A 17,296-nucleotide genomic window follows, 5' to 3' on the forward strand; every position below is an offset into this window, starting at 1 on the left:
TCCTTTTACTCCCATTCGTTAGAGGTACGATTAACGAACTTCTAGTGTTTCTTCACTTTTGCTATCTGTAGCAGCAGTCGCCGCTTTCTTTAATTTCAATTGATAAAAAATCATACAGGCAATAAAGAAGCCAATCCCGTATAGTAAACCAATCCTTTGCGTTGGATCAAACGCTAAAAATACTAAAATTAAAACACAAAAGATTATACAAAATACTGGAATCAACGGGAATAGTGGTGTTTTAAATTTTAGATCAGCCACATTTCCTCCCGACTTCACATAGCGATAACGGAACATTAACTGAGAAGCACATATCCCCATCCATGAAATTGTGACAGATATACCTGCTACCGACATTAGTAATACAAATACAGCATCAGCTTCCATTACACTAGTTAATAAAGATAAGAGTGAGAATACCATCGTAAAAATAAGCGCATTTAAAGGTACTTTATTTTTCGTTAATCGACCAAATAACTTGGGCGCCATCCCCTCTTGTGACATGGAAAATAATAAACGTGTTGATGCATATAAACATGAATTACCGACTGATAAAATAGCTGTCAAAATAACAAAGTTCATGATACCAGCTGCATATGGTACACCAGCTAAATTCATTAACGTGACAAATGGACTTTCCATAAGCCCAAGCTCTGATGCTGGGAATATTGCCGATAATACAATAATGGAAGCAATATAGAAAACGATGATTCTAAATAGAATTGTACGAATCGCTCTAGGAATATTTTTTTCAGGGTTCTCGGTCTCCCCTGCTGCAATACCCACCAGCTCTGATCCCTGATAAGAAAAAATTACATTCATCATTGTGACAAAAATAATCGTAATACCTGCTGGGAATAAACCAGAAGGTGCTAAATTTGTGAGATGTGGAGTAGGACGATCTGCCAATGGAATTAAACCAAAGATTGCTGCTCCACCAATAATGATAAATGCAATCACTGCAACAACTTTTATACTAGCAAACCAGAACTCTGCTTCAGCAAAGCCCTTCGTTGTTAAAGCATTTAAGACAAATAAAAGAACCATAAACACAGCACACCATATCCAAATTGGTACACTTGGAAACCAATGCTGCATTAAAATACCTGCAGCCGTAAATTCAACGCCTGCTGTGGCAGCAGATCCGACAAAATACATCCAACCTAATGAAAAACCGGCTGAAGGACTAATGAAACGTGTTGCATATGTTTGGAAAGAACCTGTAACAGGCATGTAAACAGCCAATTCCCCAAGACAATTCATGACCATAAACAAAATTAAGCCACCAAATAAGTAACCAATCAGTGCACCGCCGGGTCCTGCCTGGTTAATGGTATAGCCTACATTTAAAAATAAGCCTGTTCCAATAACACCCCCAAGTGAAAGCATTAACAAGTGACGACTTTTCATCGAACGCTTTAATTGATTATTGTGAAGCTGATCCCCTTTATTCAACATCCATCCCTACTTCCCATATAATGTAAAAATATTAAATATTCTGATATTTTAAGAATGAAAGTACCCAATCAATTTTCTCTTTTAAATTGATTGGGTATTGTTAGATTTACTTAAAAACGTAATGATAAACAGCTTAAACCACCATCGTGTTTTCTAAATTCAGACATATCAAGTTCAATTGTTTGATAGCCAAGGTCCAGTAATTTACGATTTGTTTCTGGATAGCCAGCTGGAATAATAATATAATCATTTACTTGAATACAGTTAGCTGAATATTCATCCTCTTTAGGAATCACGATTTTTTCGTAAGATTCAAATGCAGGATGATCGACAAATTCACCAGCTAGCACCATACGATTTTCCCCAACATAGGCAATTCCAGTTTTTAAGTGGAAGAATTCTTTTAATGGAATAATAGTTGCTTCATAACCTTCTAGTTCAACAATCTCTTTAAATTGCTGAGCGCCTTCTTCATTTGTGCGCTCTGAGATCCCTACGTAAAACTTTTTCTCTGCTTGTAGTACATCTCCACCATCAAGTGTTCCAGAACCTTTAATATAGTAAATTTTTTCATAGAATTGCTTTACAGCTGGTTCGATTTCTTCAATTTCGCGGTTACGAGCTGCTGCTCCAGGATTCGATATAATAGCAAATTCAGGCGTTAATACAGCTGTATCCTCTACAAATGTTGAATCTGGAAATGCTTCATTTGCTGGTAATTGTGTAACTTCTACACCGCATTTTTTTAAAGCTTCTACATAATGTTCATGTTGTTCAAATAATTTTTCTAAAATTGGCTTTCCTAAATCACTAGTTGTTAAACCGTTTACAAAACTATTACCTGGATTTTTAACAATAACATTTTTAAACATATTCATCTTCTCCTTTATCCTCTTACTACTGGGCAAGTTAGGCAAGTCGGCCCACCTGTTCCTTTAACAGTAATTTCATCGCCTTTATATTCGTACACCGTTGCTCCAGCATCAAGTAGCTGTTGCTTTGTTTCTTTGTTGCCTTGAGGAATCACACATACCCTTGGTGCAAGCGCTAAAACATTACAGCCTAACGAATCGTATTCATCTTTAGGTACTTCTACTAGCTGGATGCCACGCTCAATTAGCAGTTGTCTGAAAAATACTGGCATTAAACGCGAATGCACAACAGCTAAATCTCGGTCTACCATACTTATGAAAGACATTAAATGTAAACATTCAGCTTCACCAAGATCATGTGGTAGTTGTACAACTATAAATTCATCTACCATATCGGCTGTCATTTCCTTTAACTGACGAATGGCTTCATCGTTTGTTCGATAACCTCTACCCACAACGAGCGTTCGATCATCTAGCCAAACAATATCTCCACCGTCTGAAACTGCCTCTCCAGTAAGTTCACCAATTATTGGTATACCTTTTTGCCGTAAAAAGTCCTTGTATACTGCTGCTTCTGGTTGTCTTAATTTTTTGCCTGATTTCAGTATTATGGCACCATTTGGAGTGAATTTAACTGGATCATGTGCATAAAGAGAATCTAATCCTACTTCATCTGCTATAGGCAGATATTCAATAGTCTCAACATACTTTCCAAGAATCCCAATAAATTCAGCGTATTCGCTTAGAGCTTCTTCATAATTAGGCTCAGATAAGTAGTTAAATGTTTTCCATTCCTCACTAAGATGTGTCTGGCTTCGGAAAGCATCTTTTGGATCTTTTACAATAACATGTTTCAAAGGCGCATACATTGATGAACAATAATGCATTCCTTTCACCCCATTTCCGTGTAGTGGAAAACGTTTCCGTTAAGAGGAAAGTTTATATGAAGAATATATTCGTTTTATGCTATACTGTCAATATATTTAGAAAACTTTTATTTTTCTTTTAATCTAGATTGCGTTCACCCTTGGAAAAAATGCTATCGTTTATTAAAGAAGCCTCTTAAAGGATCCTTTTGTAGCTTTCGTGAATTAAAATAAGCATTTGTTTAGACTTCTGATTTGTACGGGAATATTGGAACTAGACGTAGATGGAGAATAAAAATAAAATAGGATGAAGGGAGGTGGGACAAATGCAATTATTAGAGCGGGCGATGACAATTGCCAAGGTTTTAGCAGCTGATGCAAACGACAGTAGCTTGTCCATTTCAGAGCTTTCTACAAAATGCGATTTACCGCTAAGTACTTTACATAGAATTTTAAAAGCCATGATTAAACAAGGGATGATTGAGCAAGATGAACAGACTAAATATTATCGGCTTGGAACCATATGGATGGAACTTGGCTTACAGGTGTATGATACGATGGATTATATTAGCAAAATCAGACCTGAGTTAGAACGATTAGCCAGGGAGGTTGAAGAAAGCGTTTATTTAAGTAAACCAGCTGGATTAGATACGATTATTATAGAACGGATAGACAGTGCAGCTAATCCGATTCGTATTTATGATCAGTTGGGTATTCGCATACCTATGCATATCGGAGCGGCCAATAAGGCCATACTTGCCTCAATGTCAGCGCTACAATCCAAAGAAATTCTAGAGCAACTAGTAACTAAAGATGAAATGGCCGAATTAGAGGAGCAGCTTCACCAAATTCGACAACAAGGCTATGCAATAAGTCATGGAGAACGAACTGCAGGTACTTCCTCCATTGCTGTCTCTGTTTTAGATGGGTTTGGTGAAGTGATAGGAGCAGTCAGTATTGGTTTTGTAAACTTTAATGTCTCTCAAGATCATATTAATACATTGATTGAGCGATTAGTTGATACTGGTAGACGTGTATCGCTGAAACTTGGTTATCGAGGAAAAGGATAGGAGAACTATTCCCCATTAAACTTCTCTACTTTTCATAAATGTTTTATGTCTGTAAAGGTTTTTTTCTTGAAAGGTTATGTGAAAACTGTTGCACTGAACGCCATCGTATGTTAAATTATTATGGTATGTGAAATACCGAACTGAAATAATAATCTTTCAGCATCAACAGTAAGGAGGGAATACAACATGCCAAAACAATGTGTAATCACTGGACGTAAAGCTCGTACTGGTAACAACCGTTCCCACGCTATGAACGCTAACAAACGTACTTGGGGTGCTAACCTTCAAAAAGTTCGTATCTTAGTTGACGGTAAACCAAAACGTGTATGGGTTTCTGCTCGTGCATTAAAATCAGGTAAAATCGAGCGCGTTTAATCGCTGCTTCTAAAAAATCGATTTCGCATTGAGCGCAATCGATTTTTTTCTTGATTAGTATTCTAGAAGAAAGTAAAAAATCCGACTAACACTAGTCGGATTTTTTTACTTTCTTATCTTTTTTAAATAGGTTAATACACGTACGCGTGATACTACTCACGAATTTCGGCAATTGGAACGTATATACTTTCAGGACTCTCTCCCCCTTACGCTAATCTATGCTTCTTATCATTAAACATATGCCTTGCGAGAAAGATATAGACCCTGAAGTTCCTATTATTTCATTACTTGTAAATCGAGATGTTCCTAAGGAAATTTCCTCATTCGTTGTTTCATATTTTACTTGTCGTAATGTTACACCTTGAATAGGCTCCTCGTGAGCAAAAAAAGACAAGTATCGGTATCGATCATCTGCATAAATTGTATGTGTACCTGGTAGTAAAAATTGCAACATATTAGTATGATTGATTATCTTTAACTCAATTTGAGGATGCTCTTTTTGTAACCGATAAATAGAACGAACAGCTGCCTCGTAATGATCTAAACGCCCACCCGTCACACCTGTCAAAATAATTTCTTGTGGTGCAAACGTATAGGCTTTAAGCAAAGCTAAATCCGTGTCTGTTTCATTTTTCTCTTCTTGAAAACGTTGTTGATCATTGGTTTGTGCCATTACTTGTCGATATTCTTCATCCGTTAAAGAATCAAAATCACCAACAATAGCATGGGGCGTAATTCCTTGCTCAATTAAATATAAAGCGCCACGATCAGCCCCGATAAACACAACATCCTGTTGTTGCTGAAACGATGAAAATGAACAAAGCTCATTTTTTGGACCACCTGCACAAACAACGACTGTCGTCATCCTTTAATCGCTGCCTCACCAGCTAGTAAAATCTCTTGAAGAGCAGCTGTTCGATCTTCTTTACTATAGATAGCTGACCCAGCTACAAAAATTGTCGCTCCAGCCTGTGCACATGGCACAATTGTTTCAGCAGTAATACCACCATCAATTTCAATGGCAATATCTAAGCCTCGCTCCTTAATTATTGTTGATAATGCTTCAATTTTAGGTACAACAGAATGAATAAATTTTTGTCCACCGAATCCAGGATTAACAGTCATTAATAATACCATATCAATATCTTCTAAAATGTGTTGAATTGATTCTATCGGTGTATGTGGATTTAATACGACACCCGCTTTTACACCAAAAGAACGGATTAATTGAATTGTTCGATGTAAATGACGACATGCTTCTACATGTACTGTAATATAATCTGCTCCAGCTTTTGCGAACTGTTCAATATACTGATCTGGATTTTCTATCATTAAATGCACATCTAATGGTAACTTCGTTAATGGACGGATAGCATCCAATACAATAGAACCAAATGAAATATTCGGTACAAAGTGACCATCCATTACATCAATATGAATAAGTTGTGCACCTGCTTGCTCTACTTCCTTTACTTCTTCACCTAACTTTGCAAAATTTGCTGCTAAAATTGATGGTGCTATTTGTATCATCATTAATACCTCGGCTTTCGATCCATAATTTCTTGCATAAATTGTTCATAATGCTTGTAGCGGTAGTCTCGAATTTCCCCTGCTTCTACTGCTGCCTTTACTGCACATTTTGGCTCTTTCAAGTGTAAGCAACCTCTAAATTTACAATCATCCGCTACTCTAGCCATTTCAGGAAAACATACACCTAATTCTTCTTTCTCAATTTCGTCAAAATCAAAGGAACTAAATCCAGGCGTATCTGCTAATAAACCATCACAGACCTCTATCAGTTCAACATGTCGAGTAGTATGTTTACCCCGTCCTAAGCTTTGGGATATAATACCCGTTTTTAAGTTCAACTCTGGAATGAGCGTATTAAGCAAAGTTGATTTCCCAACGCCCGATTGGCCAGCTAAAACGGTGGTTTTTCCCTTTAAAATAGGACGTAACCGTTCTACTAATTCTTCTTCATCTTTATATGTTTGCAAAACTGTATAGCCCATGCTTTCATAATCTGCTATATAATTTTGTAATTCATCACGTTCATCATTTTCTAGCAAATCCATTTTTGTTAAACAAATAATAGGATGTACATGGAAGGATTCTAACACAACTAAAAAACGATCCAGTAAAATGGTATTGAAATTCGGTTCCTTTACAGAAAACACCAAAATACCTTGATCAATATTCGCAATTGGCGGACGTACTAATTCATTTTGGCGCTCAAAAATCTTTTGTATTGTCCCATCAGAGCCTTCAGTTTCCATTGTATACTCTACAATATCGCCTACGAGTGGGGATTCGCCACGATTACGAAATACCCCACGTCCTCGGCATTGAATCAGTTGATGTCCATCAAATACATAATAATAACCACTTAATGCTTTTCTTATTTGGCCTTGCGCCATCCAATTCCTCCTTAATCGACATCATTATAATTAACTTTGCCTTCTAAAATTATTTCTGAGTCACGAATTATTCTATAACTCGCATCTTTGCCATCTTCAATTGTAAGCTGAATGTTGTATGGCGTATCACTTAAAATTTCAAATACTTCAACAGGTTCAGACAATGTATGATTTTTATCTTGAATTTCAATTCGAATATTTTGAGCTATTCCCTCTTCTGTAGGTTTATACTCAATGACTACAGGTATGACACGTAGTTTATCGGGCTGTTTTGCTGGCCCTTTACTTATTACAACCGATATCATAGAACCTTCTTCTACCATAGTACCCGCTTTTGTCAATTGCGAAATTACACTGCCAGCTGGGATGGTTTCATGATGTTCTTCACGAGATATACGCCAATTGAGACCTGCTCTTTTCACATAGTCATCCATATCAGCTTTCGTATAATTTACAACATTTTCAACCCTTACCATTCTAACTCCTTGGCTAACTTTAAACGTGATTGTTTCTTCTTTCGCTACTACCTCAGAATTTGGTGGTATGCTTTGTTCAATAATTCTTCCTTCTGGCTCATTAGAAGGGACATCCTCTTTTATTACGTCTTTATACTTTCCTTTTATTAAAGCTTCAACTTGACTATAATTTTGTCCAACATAATTATCAACAGTCGTCATCTCTACACCTAAACTAACGATTAAGTCTACCTCTGAACCTTTTTCACGTAATGAATTTTTTGATGGGTCCGTTTCTATAACTTTCCCCTTCTCTATTTCCTCATGATTTCGCTCCTGATGCTCTTCACCAACAACAAATCCATCTGCTTCTAATTTTTTTGTCGCTTCCTCTATTGTTAAATTTGCTACATCTGGTATAGCCACTTTTTTCGGGCTAAATAAATCTTTTGCAAAAATAAAGAATAAGAAAATGACAACCGCTGCAATGAATAGTCCTGCAACATATTTGGGCCAATTTTTCTTCTTTCCCTTTACAGGAACTGGCTTTTCTACAGGCTTTTTAGGTTGTGGTTGAGAAGGTGCTTTAGCTTCCATAATCGGTTCAATAACTCTTGTTTTAGTTAGATCTTCGTCTTTTTTATGCATCTGCTCTTTAATGATGGGAATAGCTTTCGTTACATCATTATCCACAGGTATGACAAATTTGGGATCGTTGATTCTAGATGGTGTTAGTACGGTTTCCAAATCTTCATACATTTCTTCCACTGTAGTATAACGATGGGATGAATCTTTGGCAGTAGCCTTTAATACTACATTTTCCAAGCTTTGGGGAATCGTTGCATCAAAAGCACGGACAGAAGGCGTTTCGGCTTGTAAATGCTTAAGTGCTATTGAAACAGCAGATTCACCAGAAAATGGAAGTTCACCTGTTAATAATTCATATAACACAATACCGAGTGCGTAAATATCTGATTTGTTTGTAGCTGTACCGCCGCGAGCTTGCTCTGGTGATAAATAATGGACTGTACCAAGCACAGAATTTGTTTGAGTAAATGATGTAGCACTTAACGTCATGGCAATACCAAAATCCGTAATTTTCACATTACCTTCCGCATCCATTAATATATTTTGCGGTTTAATATCACGGTGGATAATATGGTTTTCGTGGGCATTAGCAATGGCAGACGTTAATTGCTTCATAATATGCACACTTCTAGCAGGAGAAATTGGTGCAAATTCTTGTATGTACTGCTTTAATGTTTTTCCTTGAACATATTCCATCACAATATAGTGTAGATCTCCATCGTCACCTACATCATAAACACTAACAATATTTGGATGTGTAAGACTTGTAGCAGACAGTGCCTCACGTTGGAAACGTCGATGTAATTCATCCTCATTGGAAAAATCATAGCGTAATATTTTAATGGCTACATCACGATTTAAAATCATATCGTGTGCTAAATAAACATTGGACATACCTCCGCCACCAATGAGTTCTAAAATTTTATAACGGTCACTAATTCTTTTACCTACAAGCATTCTTACACCTCCTCATCCTTTTTTGTTAATAGCACGAGGGAGATATTGTCTTCTCCCCCGCTGGCATTTGCTAATTCTACAAGTTTACGTCCCTTTTCCTTAATGGAGTCTGGATACGTAATTATCGATGCCATTTCATAAACAGTTAGTTTATTGCTTAATCCATCTGAACAAATGAGTAAATACGATTCTGATGCTAAATCTACTTCATAAAAGTCTGGTTCGATTGTGTCCTCTGTCCCAACCGCTTTTAAGATGAAATTTTTCTTTGGATGTGTCAAAGCCTCTTCTTCGCTTATCTCACCATTTTCGACCAAGACGTTCACATATGAATGATCTCTTGTTATTTGTTGTGCACCATCTTCAAAGAAATAATACACACGACTGTCTCCCACATGTGCAATGAAGCAATGTTGTTCTTCGATTAACACTGCAATAAATGTCGTGCCCATTCCTTTACAGTCTTCATGTGATAAAGAATAGTCATATATTGTTTTATTCAATTGCTTAACTGTTTGTAATAACCATTCTTTTTTTGATGTTGTGGATACAAAATGATGTGTGTCTGCCTGTAAAAAAAAGGATTCCATTTGTTTAATTGCCATATCACTTGCTACATCACCAGCATTATGACCACCCATGCCATCCGCTACAAGTGCTAGTGCAAGCCCATCTGGACGTTTAAAGAATGCAGCACGGTCCTCATTAATGGATCGTTTTAAACCAATATCACTTTCGACTGTGTATTCCAATACTGGTCACCTCGTTTCTTCAGATCTCTCTTGTGCACGTAATTGACCACACGCAGCAGCGATATCTGAACCTTGCTCTCGGCGGATCGTTACGTTAATACCATTTTTCTTTAATGTTTTTTCAAAAGCAAAAATTTGACTACGAGATGTACGAACATAATCACGTTCTGGTACATAGTTTACAGGAATTAAGTTGACATGACATTTAATTCCTTTAATTAAAGCAGATAGTTCCTCTGCTATTTCTACTGAATCATTTTCACCAGACATCAGCCCATACTCGAAACTCACTCGTCGACCTGTTTTTTTTGTATAGTATCGCACAGCTTCCATTAATTCTTCCAATTTATAAGCACGGGCAATTGGCATTAGCTTTTGACGTGCTTCTTGGTTTGGCGCATGCAGAGAAACGGCAAAGTTAATTTGTAATTGTTCATCCGCAAACTGGTAAATTTTAGGGACAATACCCGATGTTGAAACTGTGATATGACGTGCTCCGATATTTAAACCTTTTTCATGATTGATCACTTTTAAGAAGTTCATCATTGCATCATAGTTATCGAAAGGTTCACCAATACCCATAATGACAATATGAGATACTCGCTCGCCCAATTCATCTAATGTTTGCTGCACTTTGACAACTTGCTCCACAATTTCCCCTGCTAATAAATGTCGCTTCAAACCACCTAAAGTGGATGCACAAAACGTACAGCCAATTCGGCAGCCTACTTGTGTTGTTACACAGACAGAATTTCCATATTCATGGCGCATTAAAACAGTTTCTATTGAATAGCCATCTTGTAATTGGAATAAAAATTTAATGGTACCATCTTTAGATTCTTGTTTAATAATGGTTGATAGTGTGGATAATGCAAAATTTGCAGTTAGTTTTTCGCGTAATCCCTTTGAAAGGTTTGACATTTCTTCAAATGTCTTTACACGTTTATTATACAGCCAGTCAAAAATTTGAGCAGCACGGAAAGGCTTTTCGCCATTTTCCTTTAGCCATTCTTCTAATTGATGAGGTTGTAACGAATAAATGGATTCTTTTAAATTTGGCTTTTCTTTTTTTACACGTCGAACGGGCTTTTCTTCTGCTTCTTCGACTAAATCGTTAATACGTTCATTAAATTTCTCTTGATCCACCATTAGTTGGATTCTCCTTTTTTACGAAAGGCGGCGACAAAGAAACCGTCACTGCCAAAGTCTTGTGGAAAGACTTGAAGCATGCCATTAGCTTGCTTTTCCGCTAATTTTGTTGGTAAAGATTCTAGTTGTATAGCTTCCATTTCTGGATGTGCTGTTAAAAAGGCTTTCACAGTGCCTTCGTTTTCTTGTATGTCTACTGTACACGTACTGTATACAAGCTTACCATTTGTTTTCAAAACTTTCGTTGCTGCATCAAGTAAAGCTAATTGGATTTTTTGAAGACTTTCTAAATCTTCTTCTCGCTTTGTATATTTAATATCTGGTTTACGTCGCATAACTCCTAGTCCACTACATGGTGCATCGACTAAGATAGCATCAAAAGACGCTGCTTGTAAAAATTCTGGTGCTTTCCTTCCGTCTATTGGGGCTGTTTCAACAATATCAAGCCCTAGACGCTCTGTATTATGGTCGATTAAATCTAATTTATGTGGATGAAGGTCTGTTGCTAAAATAGACCCTTCATTTTTCATTATTTCGGCAATATGTGTTGTTTTTCCACCAGGTGCCGCACACATATCCAAGACACGCATACCTGGAGATGGATTTAGCACATTAGCAGGTATCATTGAACTTTCATCCTGAATAGTAATCATACCTTCTTTGAAGGCTTTTGTACGAGCTGGTTGACCGTTTGTAATGTATAAGCACTCTGGTATAACGTCGCTTTGATTAGCCGTTAATCCTTCTGCCTCTAACTTGGCAATTGCTTGCTGAACAGTTGCTTTTGTCGTATTAACACGCACAGTCTGCACAGGCGGTCTATTATTTTCATGCAACATTTCAGTCGCTACTTCAAGACCGTAGTTATCAACAAATCTTTGAACTAACCACATTGGATGACTTGTTTCTATTGAAAGGCGCTCAATTGGATCTGCTATGTCATCTGTTGAAAGGACTCCACTGCGTAACACGGATCTTAATATGCCATTGACCATAGAAGCGATTCCACGATGCCCTCGACGCTTGGCAATTTCTACTGCTTCGTTTACTGCAGCGTGTGGAGGGATACGTGTTAAATAATGGATTTGATACAACGAAATTCTTAATAACCAGCGAACCCAATGATCAATTGAACCACGAATAAATGGCTCTAAGTAATAATCAAGTGTCATTTTATGCTGTAAAGTTCCATACGTTATTTCAGTCAATAAAGCACGATCTTTTGCTTCAATTTTATGCCGTTTAATTGTTTCATTTAGCAATAAGTTGCTATAAGCCTGATTTTTATCAACTGCTAATAGAATTGACAATGCGGCATCTCGTACATTGCCATCCCAAATCACTACACTTTTTTTACTCATTTAAATTGGTCCCCAATCTGTAATTTAGAACCTGTCCCACGTAAATATTCCTCTGCGGTCATGCGCTTTTTACCAGCTGGTTGCACATCATATAATGCTAAAGTTGTCCCGTTGCCAGCTGCTACCTCAAAGTGATCTTTATCAATGGCAACCACTGTACCTGGATTAGCCTCATGCTTACTTTTGCCAATCGTTGCCCACCAAATTTTAAAATTACCATCCTCAAAAGTAGTATAAGCAACAGGCCATGGATGAAGACCGCGCACTTGATTGTATAAAGTAATAGCATCGTTGGTCCAATCAATCCGTTCTTGTTCCCTTGAAATATTACTTGCAAAGGTAACTTGTGCTTCATCTTGAACTGTACGGTTATTTGTACCATTTATAATAGAAGGAAGTGTTTCCTTAAGTAATTCACAGCCAACCATACTTAGCTTATCAAAAAGTCCACCAGTATGATCATCTTCTTCAATAGGGATCGCTTTTTGAGAGATAATATCTCCCGCATCAAGCTTTTCTGCCATATACATGATTGTTACTCCTGTTTCTTTTTCACCATCCATGACGGCTTGGTGAATCGGAGCCCCTCCACGATATTTTGGTAATAGGGAGGCATGGACATTAATGCAGCCTAGAGCCGGTGCATCTAATAATTCTTTTGGTAGTATCTGTCCAAATGCTGCTGTTATTACTAGGTCAGGCTGTAAAGCAAGAATCTGCTGTAACTCCTCGGAGCCACGCAATTTTTCAGGTTGAATAATTGGCAAGCCAAGTTCCAAAGCCGTTGCCTTTACTGGCGGCGGTGTTAATACTCGCTTACGCCCAACTGGACGATCTGGTTGTGTTACAACTGCTTTAATAGTATATCCTTCATCATGTAGCATACGCAAAATAGGTGCGGAGAAGTCAGGTGTCCCCATAAAAACGATAGATGTCATTTTATTCCTCCTCTTCAGCGTACATTTCTTCTAGTTCTTCTGCTGTGACAATACGCTTGATTTTTGAATCGAAAAGCACACCATCTAAATGATCAATTTCATGTAAAATCGCACGGGCATCAAAGCCACCTGCCTCTAATTCATAAACACGTCCTTCACGATCACATGCTTCAATTTTGACATAACTAGGACGTTCCACTTCTCCATATAACCCTGGAAAGCTCAAGCATCCTTCAATATCTACTTCTGCTCCGTCCGTTTCAACGACAGTTGGATTAATCATTTCTAAAATATCACGTTCTTCACCTAGTTCAACAATTGCTACCCGTAACCCTACGTCTATTTGTGGTGCCGCAATTCCAACGCCATCATATTCCACCATAGTGTCATATAAATCATCAAGTAATGTAATAATTTCATCATTAATTTCTGTCACTTCAGCACACGGTGTGGATAGTACTTTTGCAGGATTTTCAATTACTTTTTTTATAGCCATTATTATTTCCTCATTTCTGCTTTAAAGCTAGTGCACTAGCTAATTGATACTTTTATTAAAAATCGTGCTATTATTACACGCTAACTATATAGTAGACGGATCTAAATCTACCGTCATTAATATTCCTTGTTTAATCCACTCTGCTCTATACATAGCAAGTAAACGTTGTAACACGGGAATTAGATTTGGTTCAATTTTATATTTTATCAAACATTGATAACGATATCTATTTTGGAGACGAGCAATACTCGCAGTTGTTGGTCCTATTATTGCTACTTGATTCGATAAGTTCCCTCGTAACCAATCAGCCACTCGACCAGCATATTCAGCAGCCATCATGACATCTTCATGGGATAATTGAATAAGAGCTACAAAATAATAAGGTGGATAGTTTGATCTGCGACGTAAAAACATCTCACGTTCATAAAATGGTTCATACTCTTGTGTTTTAGCTAAATCAATTGCGTAATGCTCAGGTGTATACGTTTGAATGATGACTTCCCCTAGCTTGTCATGTCTCCCAGCTCGGCCACTTACCTGTGTTAATAGCTGAAATGTTCGCTCTGCTGCGCGGTAATCAGGTAAATGTAAGGATGTATCAGCACTAAGTACACCGACTAGCGTAATATTTGGAAAATCCAGACCCTTTGCGATCATTTGAGTACCCAGCAAAATATCTGCATGCCCTGCCCCAAATGTCTCTAATATTTCTTCATGTGCCCCTTTATGCTTCGTAGTATCTACATCCATACGTAATACTCTTGCCTCAGGAAACAACTTATACAGCTCCTCTTCCACCTTTTGTGTACCTGTACCAAAATAACGAATATGATCACTTTGACATTGCGGACATATTTGTGGAACATGTTCCTCGTAACCACAATAATGACATTTCAATTTTTCAGTTGTTCGATGATAGGTTAATGAAATATCGCAATTTGGACATTGGACAACTGTTCCACAATCTCGGCAGAGTACAAATGATGAATAGCCGCGACGGTTTAAAAACAGCACCATTTGTTCTTTTTTCTCAAGTCTTAAACGGATTGCTTCTATCAGTGATTGGGAAAACATCGAACGATTACCTTGTCTCAGCTCTTCACGCATATCTGCAATAAAAACAGTCGGCAAAGCCTGATGTAAAGCACGGTGTTTTAAGGAGAGTAGCTTATATACTCCCTTTTTAGCTCTTGCAAATGATTCTAATGCTGGTGTTGCACTCCCTAAAATAATAGGACAGTTATAAAATTCGCTACGCCAGATGGCTACATCTCTTGCATGATAACGCGGTGAATCTTCTTGCTTATAAGTTGATTCATGTTCCTCATCCAATATAATAAGCCCTATATTCGTAAAAGGAGCAAAAATAGCTGAACGAGCTCCAACTACGACCTTCACTTTGCCTTGTTGGATTTTACGCCATTCATCATATTTCTCCCCTACAGATAATCCACTATGCATCACAGCAACCATCTCACCAAAGCGACTGCGGAATCGTTCGGTCATTTGTGGAGTTAAAGAGATTTCAGGTACCAACATAATGGCTTCTTTTCCTTCTTCTAATACCTTTTGAATAGCCTGCAAATAAACCTCTGTTTTGCCACTTCCTGTTACACCATGTAATAAAAAGGTTTGCGCTATTTGCTGGTCCATAGCTGTAGTAATAGCTTGGAGAGCAACCTGCTGCTCACTCGTTAATTGTAAGGCATGTGTACGTGAAACTTCCTTCGTAAATGGATCACGAAATACTTCCTCTTGAATAAATTGAGCAGCTCCTTTATCAATTACTGCCTCTAAAACTGAAATAGAGACCCTTGCTTCGTCACAAATTTGTTGGGGAGTAAAAATCTCTCCTAAGTGTTGGCACATCCATTGCAGTAATAGCCGTTGTTTAGCTGCTCTGGATGATTGCTCTAAAGCACGTTCAATAAGTTGTTGGTCTGCTGTTATTTGAACCATTCGAATTTCTTTCACATTTCCCTGTTGCTTCACAACATTTTCGATTGAAACAATGTTTTCTGCAACCAATTGCTTCAAAAGGGGTAGTAAACCTGCTCGCTCAAATTCTTTAAAATTTGCTCGTTGACGCTTCCCGAATATAGCCTGTACCTCTAGTGGCAATTGTTGACCTTGTTGTAGCTTAATCATTTTTTCATACTTGGCTCGAAGTGCAGATGGTAACATCACTTGCAAGGCATCTATTTCATAGCAAATCGTATCGTTCTTCAACCACTTCGCCATTCGCAACATCTCTTCTGTTAGGACTGGCTCCATATCTAAAATTTGATTGATTGCCTTTAGTTTATTTAACGGTACATCTGTTTCTTTCTTCAATCCAACAACAAAACCCAGGACATTCCTTGGACCAAATGGCACTTTAACACGACTTCCTAATTCGATAACACTAACCCATTCTACAGGTACTTGATAATCAAATGGACGGTCTACATGGTAAGTAGAGACATCTACAATGACCTCTGCTATCAAGAAGCTCATTGTTCCTCACCCTTTATAATATATGACCATAATGTCTGAGCAAAAAGTTGTGGGTTAATTGTAGCCAAAAACTGTCCGTTAAGCTGCGCTTTTTCACTAAAATCAATCCATCTCTCAGAAAGTATATTAAGCATTGGAGTTCCTTGCACTTTTTGTCCGAAAGTGATCGCTTTTATGCCTTCTACCGAAATGATCGGCGTTTCCTTTATAGTCGGCACATTTGCTGCATGGATCAATATTGCCTGAGGATATTGGATTTTATAAGCCTCCAGTTGCTGTATAGCATCAAACAAATTAGAATTTTCTATTTCAATTACATGTGCGCCTAGCATTCTTGCTTCATGTGCTAAAGCTCGGCCTATGGCTCCATTTGCCTGTGGACTAATTACATGCTGTTCATCCAATGGTACATGTAGGGCACCCGCAGTCACTATGACTGTTTTATCTGTTAGTGGTGTAGTTTTTCCAGAAAAAAAATCTTGTACAAGTGCAGTGATTTTTTCTGGCTCCTCTAGACGGCCCTTCCCGACATAGCCACATGCTAAAAAGCCTTCGGAAGGCTCAATAAATTTGTAGCCATCAGCTGATAGCCTATCCAAATTACGTTTTACCGCTGGATGGTCGTACATGTGTACATTCATGGCTGGTGCAATCCATACAGGTGCTGTCGTAGCAAGCAGGGTTGTTGTGATCATATCATCTGCTATACCATTGGCCATTTTCCCTATTATATTTGCTGTAGCGGGCGCTACTAAAATTAAATCAGCCCAGTCTGCTAAGTCTATATGAGCAATCACACTTGAATCTTTTTCATCAAACGTGTCAAAATAAACATCATTTTTGGACATCACTTGAAAACTTAATGGATTTACAAACTGTCTAGCAGAGGCTGTCATGATGACTTTTACATTGGCTCCTGCTTGTGATAGCTTGCTTACAAGTGCCACAGCTTTATATACGGCAATCCCGCCTGAAACACAAAGTAAAATATTTTTATTCATGCTAGGTGTCGTCCTTTCAAATGATAAGCTCCCAAAGAAGGATTC

The 17,296-nt window shown here is 37.8% G+C and carries 17 protein-coding genes; 2 read left to right on the plus strand and 15 right to left on the minus strand.

The genetic code is table 11. The features are described 5' to 3' along the window. Nucleotides 1–30 precede the first annotated feature (30 nt). The 3 genes from ACMGGO_RS17815 to ACMGGO_RS17825 form a co-directional block, all read right to left on the minus strand. Nucleotides 31–1,458 (minus strand): amino acid permease, encoded by a 1,428-nt coding sequence (locus ACMGGO_RS17815; RefSeq protein ID WP_054549887.1) that lies wholly within the window; start codon nucleotides 1,456–1,458, stop codon nucleotides 31–33. A gap of 110 nt (nucleotides 1,459–1,568) precedes the next feature. Further along, entirely contained in the window at nucleotides 1,569–2,330 is a 762-nt protein-coding gene (locus ACMGGO_RS17820; RefSeq protein WP_081010999.1) for a dimethylarginine dimethylaminohydrolase family protein, read from the minus strand. A gap of 14 nt (nucleotides 2,331–2,344) precedes the next feature. Beyond that, the gene (locus ACMGGO_RS17825) at nucleotides 2,345–3,217 is read right to left on the minus strand and encodes a dimethylarginine dimethylaminohydrolase family protein (protein WP_054549885.1); all 873 of its coding nucleotides are present in this window, start codon (nucleotides 3,215–3,217) and stop codon (nucleotides 2,345–2,347) included. A gap of 305 nt (nucleotides 3,218–3,522) precedes the next feature. Here ACMGGO_RS17825 and ACMGGO_RS17830 point away from each other — a divergent pair, with 305 nt between their 5' ends. Both ACMGGO_RS17830 and rpmB read left to right on the plus strand, forming a co-directional pair. Further along, nucleotides 3,523–4,266 carry an IclR family transcriptional regulator gene (locus ACMGGO_RS17830; protein ID WP_048395357.1) on the plus strand — a complete coding sequence of 248 codons (744 nt, stop codon included), beginning with the start codon at nucleotides 3,523–3,525 and terminating at the stop codon, nucleotides 4,264–4,266. Between the two features lie 186 nt (nucleotides 4,267–4,452). Continuing rightward, nucleotides 4,453–4,641 (plus strand): 50S ribosomal protein L28, encoded by a 189-nt coding sequence (rpmB, locus tag ACMGGO_RS17835; protein WP_004227417.1) that lies wholly within the window; start codon nucleotides 4,453–4,455, stop codon nucleotides 4,639–4,641. Nucleotides 4,642–4,732: 91 nt separating this feature from the next. Here the strand turns inward: rpmB and spoVM are convergent, their stop codons facing one another. From spoVM to coaBC, 12 genes are all read right to left on the minus strand, one after another. Further along, nucleotides 4,733–4,834: a stage V sporulation protein SpoVM gene (gene spoVM / locus ACMGGO_RS17840; RefSeq protein ID WP_099805045.1), complete on the minus strand. Its 102-nt coding sequence runs from the start codon at nucleotides 4,832–4,834 to the stop codon at nucleotides 4,733–4,735. Nucleotides 4,835–4,852: 18 nt separating this feature from the next. Then, nucleotides 4,853–5,506, minus strand: coding sequence for a thiamine diphosphokinase (locus ACMGGO_RS17845; RefSeq protein WP_048395359.1), 654 nt, complete (start codon nucleotides 5,504–5,506; stop codon nucleotides 4,853–4,855). Beyond that, nucleotides 5,503–6,171: a ribulose-phosphate 3-epimerase gene (gene rpe / locus ACMGGO_RS17850; protein WP_048395360.1), complete on the minus strand. Its 669-nt coding sequence runs from the start codon at nucleotides 6,169–6,171 to the stop codon at nucleotides 5,503–5,505. The genes ACMGGO_RS17845 and rpe overlap by 4 nt, the downstream gene beginning before the upstream one ends. 2 nt (nucleotides 6,172–6,173) lie before the next feature. Beyond that, a complete protein-coding gene (gene rsgA / locus ACMGGO_RS17855) occupies nucleotides 6,174–7,058 on the minus strand; it encodes a ribosome small subunit-dependent GTPase A (RefSeq protein ID WP_048395362.1) in 885 nt (294 codons plus the stop codon). Between the two features lie 11 nt (nucleotides 7,059–7,069). Next, the gene (pknB, locus tag ACMGGO_RS17860; protein WP_048395364.1) at nucleotides 7,070–9,058 is read right to left on the minus strand and encodes a Stk1 family PASTA domain-containing Ser/Thr kinase; all 1,989 of its coding nucleotides are present in this window, start codon (nucleotides 9,056–9,058) and stop codon (nucleotides 7,070–7,072) included. A 2-nt stretch (nucleotides 9,059–9,060) separates the two neighbouring features. Continuing rightward, complete coding sequence (locus ACMGGO_RS17865) at nucleotides 9,061–9,810, minus strand: Stp1/IreP family PP2C-type Ser/Thr phosphatase (protein WP_054549883.1); 750 nt, start codon at nucleotides 9,808–9,810, stop codon at nucleotides 9,061–9,063. A 6-nt stretch (nucleotides 9,811–9,816) separates the two neighbouring features. Next, nucleotides 9,817–10,959 (minus strand): 23S rRNA (adenine(2503)-C(2))-methyltransferase RlmN, encoded by a 1,143-nt coding sequence (gene rlmN / locus ACMGGO_RS17870; protein WP_048395368.1) that lies wholly within the window; start codon nucleotides 10,957–10,959, stop codon nucleotides 9,817–9,819. Then, the gene (rsmB, locus tag ACMGGO_RS17875) at nucleotides 10,959–12,320 is read right to left on the minus strand and encodes a 16S rRNA (cytosine(967)-C(5))-methyltransferase RsmB (RefSeq protein ID WP_420282115.1); all 1,362 of its coding nucleotides are present in this window, start codon (nucleotides 12,318–12,320) and stop codon (nucleotides 10,959–10,961) included. The genes rlmN and rsmB overlap by 1 nt, the downstream gene beginning before the upstream one ends. Continuing rightward, nucleotides 12,317–13,258 (minus strand): methionyl-tRNA formyltransferase, encoded by a 942-nt coding sequence (gene fmt, locus ACMGGO_RS17880; RefSeq protein ID WP_103117565.1) that lies wholly within the window; start codon nucleotides 13,256–13,258, stop codon nucleotides 12,317–12,319. The genes rsmB and fmt overlap by 4 nt, the downstream gene beginning before the upstream one ends. Before the next feature lies 1 nt (nucleotide 13,259). Continuing rightward, nucleotides 13,260–13,754 (minus strand): peptide deformylase, encoded by a 495-nt coding sequence (def, locus tag ACMGGO_RS17885; RefSeq protein WP_004227388.1) that lies wholly within the window; start codon nucleotides 13,752–13,754, stop codon nucleotides 13,260–13,262. A gap of 84 nt (nucleotides 13,755–13,838) precedes the next feature. Further along, nucleotides 13,839–16,250 (minus strand): primosomal protein N', encoded by a 2,412-nt coding sequence (gene priA, locus ACMGGO_RS17890; protein ID WP_279494115.1) that lies wholly within the window; start codon nucleotides 16,248–16,250, stop codon nucleotides 13,839–13,841. Continuing rightward, the gene (coaBC, locus tag ACMGGO_RS17895) at nucleotides 16,247–17,251 is read right to left on the minus strand and encodes a bifunctional phosphopantothenoylcysteine decarboxylase/phosphopantothenate--cysteine ligase CoaBC (RefSeq protein ID WP_279494114.1); all 1,005 of its coding nucleotides are present in this window, start codon (nucleotides 17,249–17,251) and stop codon (nucleotides 16,247–16,249) included. Before coaBC ends, priA begins: the two co-directional genes overlap by 4 nt. Nucleotides 17,252–17,296: the final 45 nt, after the last annotated feature.

Source organism: Lysinibacillus sp. BNK-21 (assembly GCF_048684915.1).
Classification (GTDB): domain Bacteria; phylum Bacillota; class Bacilli; order Bacillales_A; family Planococcaceae; genus Lysinibacillus; species Lysinibacillus capsici.

What these genes read in the sequence shown, in the direction of transcription:
- ACMGGO_RS17815 (WP_054549887.1), bottom strand. Translation starts at nt 1,458, where the DNA reads ATGTTGAATAAAGGGGATCAGCTTCACAATAATCAATTAAAGCGTTCG.
- ACMGGO_RS17820 (WP_081010999.1), bottom strand. Translation starts at nt 2,330, where the DNA reads ATGTTTAAAAATGTTATTGTTAAAAATCCAGGTAATAGTTTTGTAAAC.
- ACMGGO_RS17825 (WP_054549885.1), bottom strand. Translation starts at nt 3,217, where the DNA reads ATGCATTATTGTTCATCAATGTATGCGCCTTTGAAACATGTTATTGTA.
- ACMGGO_RS17830 (WP_048395357.1), top strand. Translation starts at nt 3,523, where the DNA reads ATGCAATTATTAGAGCGGGCGATGACAATTGCCAAGGTTTTAGCAGCT.
- rpmB (WP_004227417.1), top strand. Translation starts at nt 4,453, where the DNA reads ATGCCAAAACAATGTGTAATCACTGGACGTAAAGCTCGTACTGGTAAC.
- ACMGGO_RS17845 (WP_048395359.1), bottom strand. Translation starts at nt 5,506, where the DNA reads ATGACGACAGTCGTTGTTTGTGCAGGTGGTCCAAAAAATGAGCTTTGT.
- rpe (WP_048395360.1), bottom strand. Translation starts at nt 6,171, where the DNA reads ATGATACAAATAGCACCATCAATTTTAGCAGCAAATTTTGCAAAGTTA.
- rsgA (WP_048395362.1), bottom strand. Translation starts at nt 7,058, where the DNA reads ATGGCGCAAGGCCAAATAAGAAAAGCATTAAGTGGTTATTATTATGTA.
- pknB (WP_048395364.1), bottom strand. Translation starts at nt 9,058, where the DNA reads ATGCTTGTAGGTAAAAGAATTAGTGACCGTTATAAAATTTTAGAACTC.
- rlmN (WP_048395368.1), bottom strand. Translation starts at nt 10,959, where the DNA reads ATGGTGGATCAAGAGAAATTTAATGAACGTATTAACGATTTAGTCGAA.
- rsmB (WP_420282115.1), bottom strand. Translation starts at nt 12,320, where the DNA reads ATGAGTAAAAAAAGTGTAGTGATTTGGGATGGCAATGTACGAGATGCC.
- fmt (WP_103117565.1), bottom strand. Translation starts at nt 13,258, where the DNA reads ATGACATCTATCGTTTTTATGGGGACACCTGACTTCTCCGCACCTATT.
- def (WP_004227388.1), bottom strand. Translation starts at nt 13,754, where the DNA reads ATGGCTATAAAAAAAGTAATTGAAAATCCTGCAAAAGTACTATCCACA.
- priA (WP_279494115.1), bottom strand. Translation starts at nt 16,250, where the DNA reads ATGAGCTTCTTGATAGCAGAGGTCATTGTAGATGTCTCTACTTACCAT.
- coaBC (WP_279494114.1), bottom strand. Translation starts at nt 17,251, where the DNA reads ATGAATAAAAATATTTTACTTTGTGTTTCAGGCGGGATTGCCGTATAT.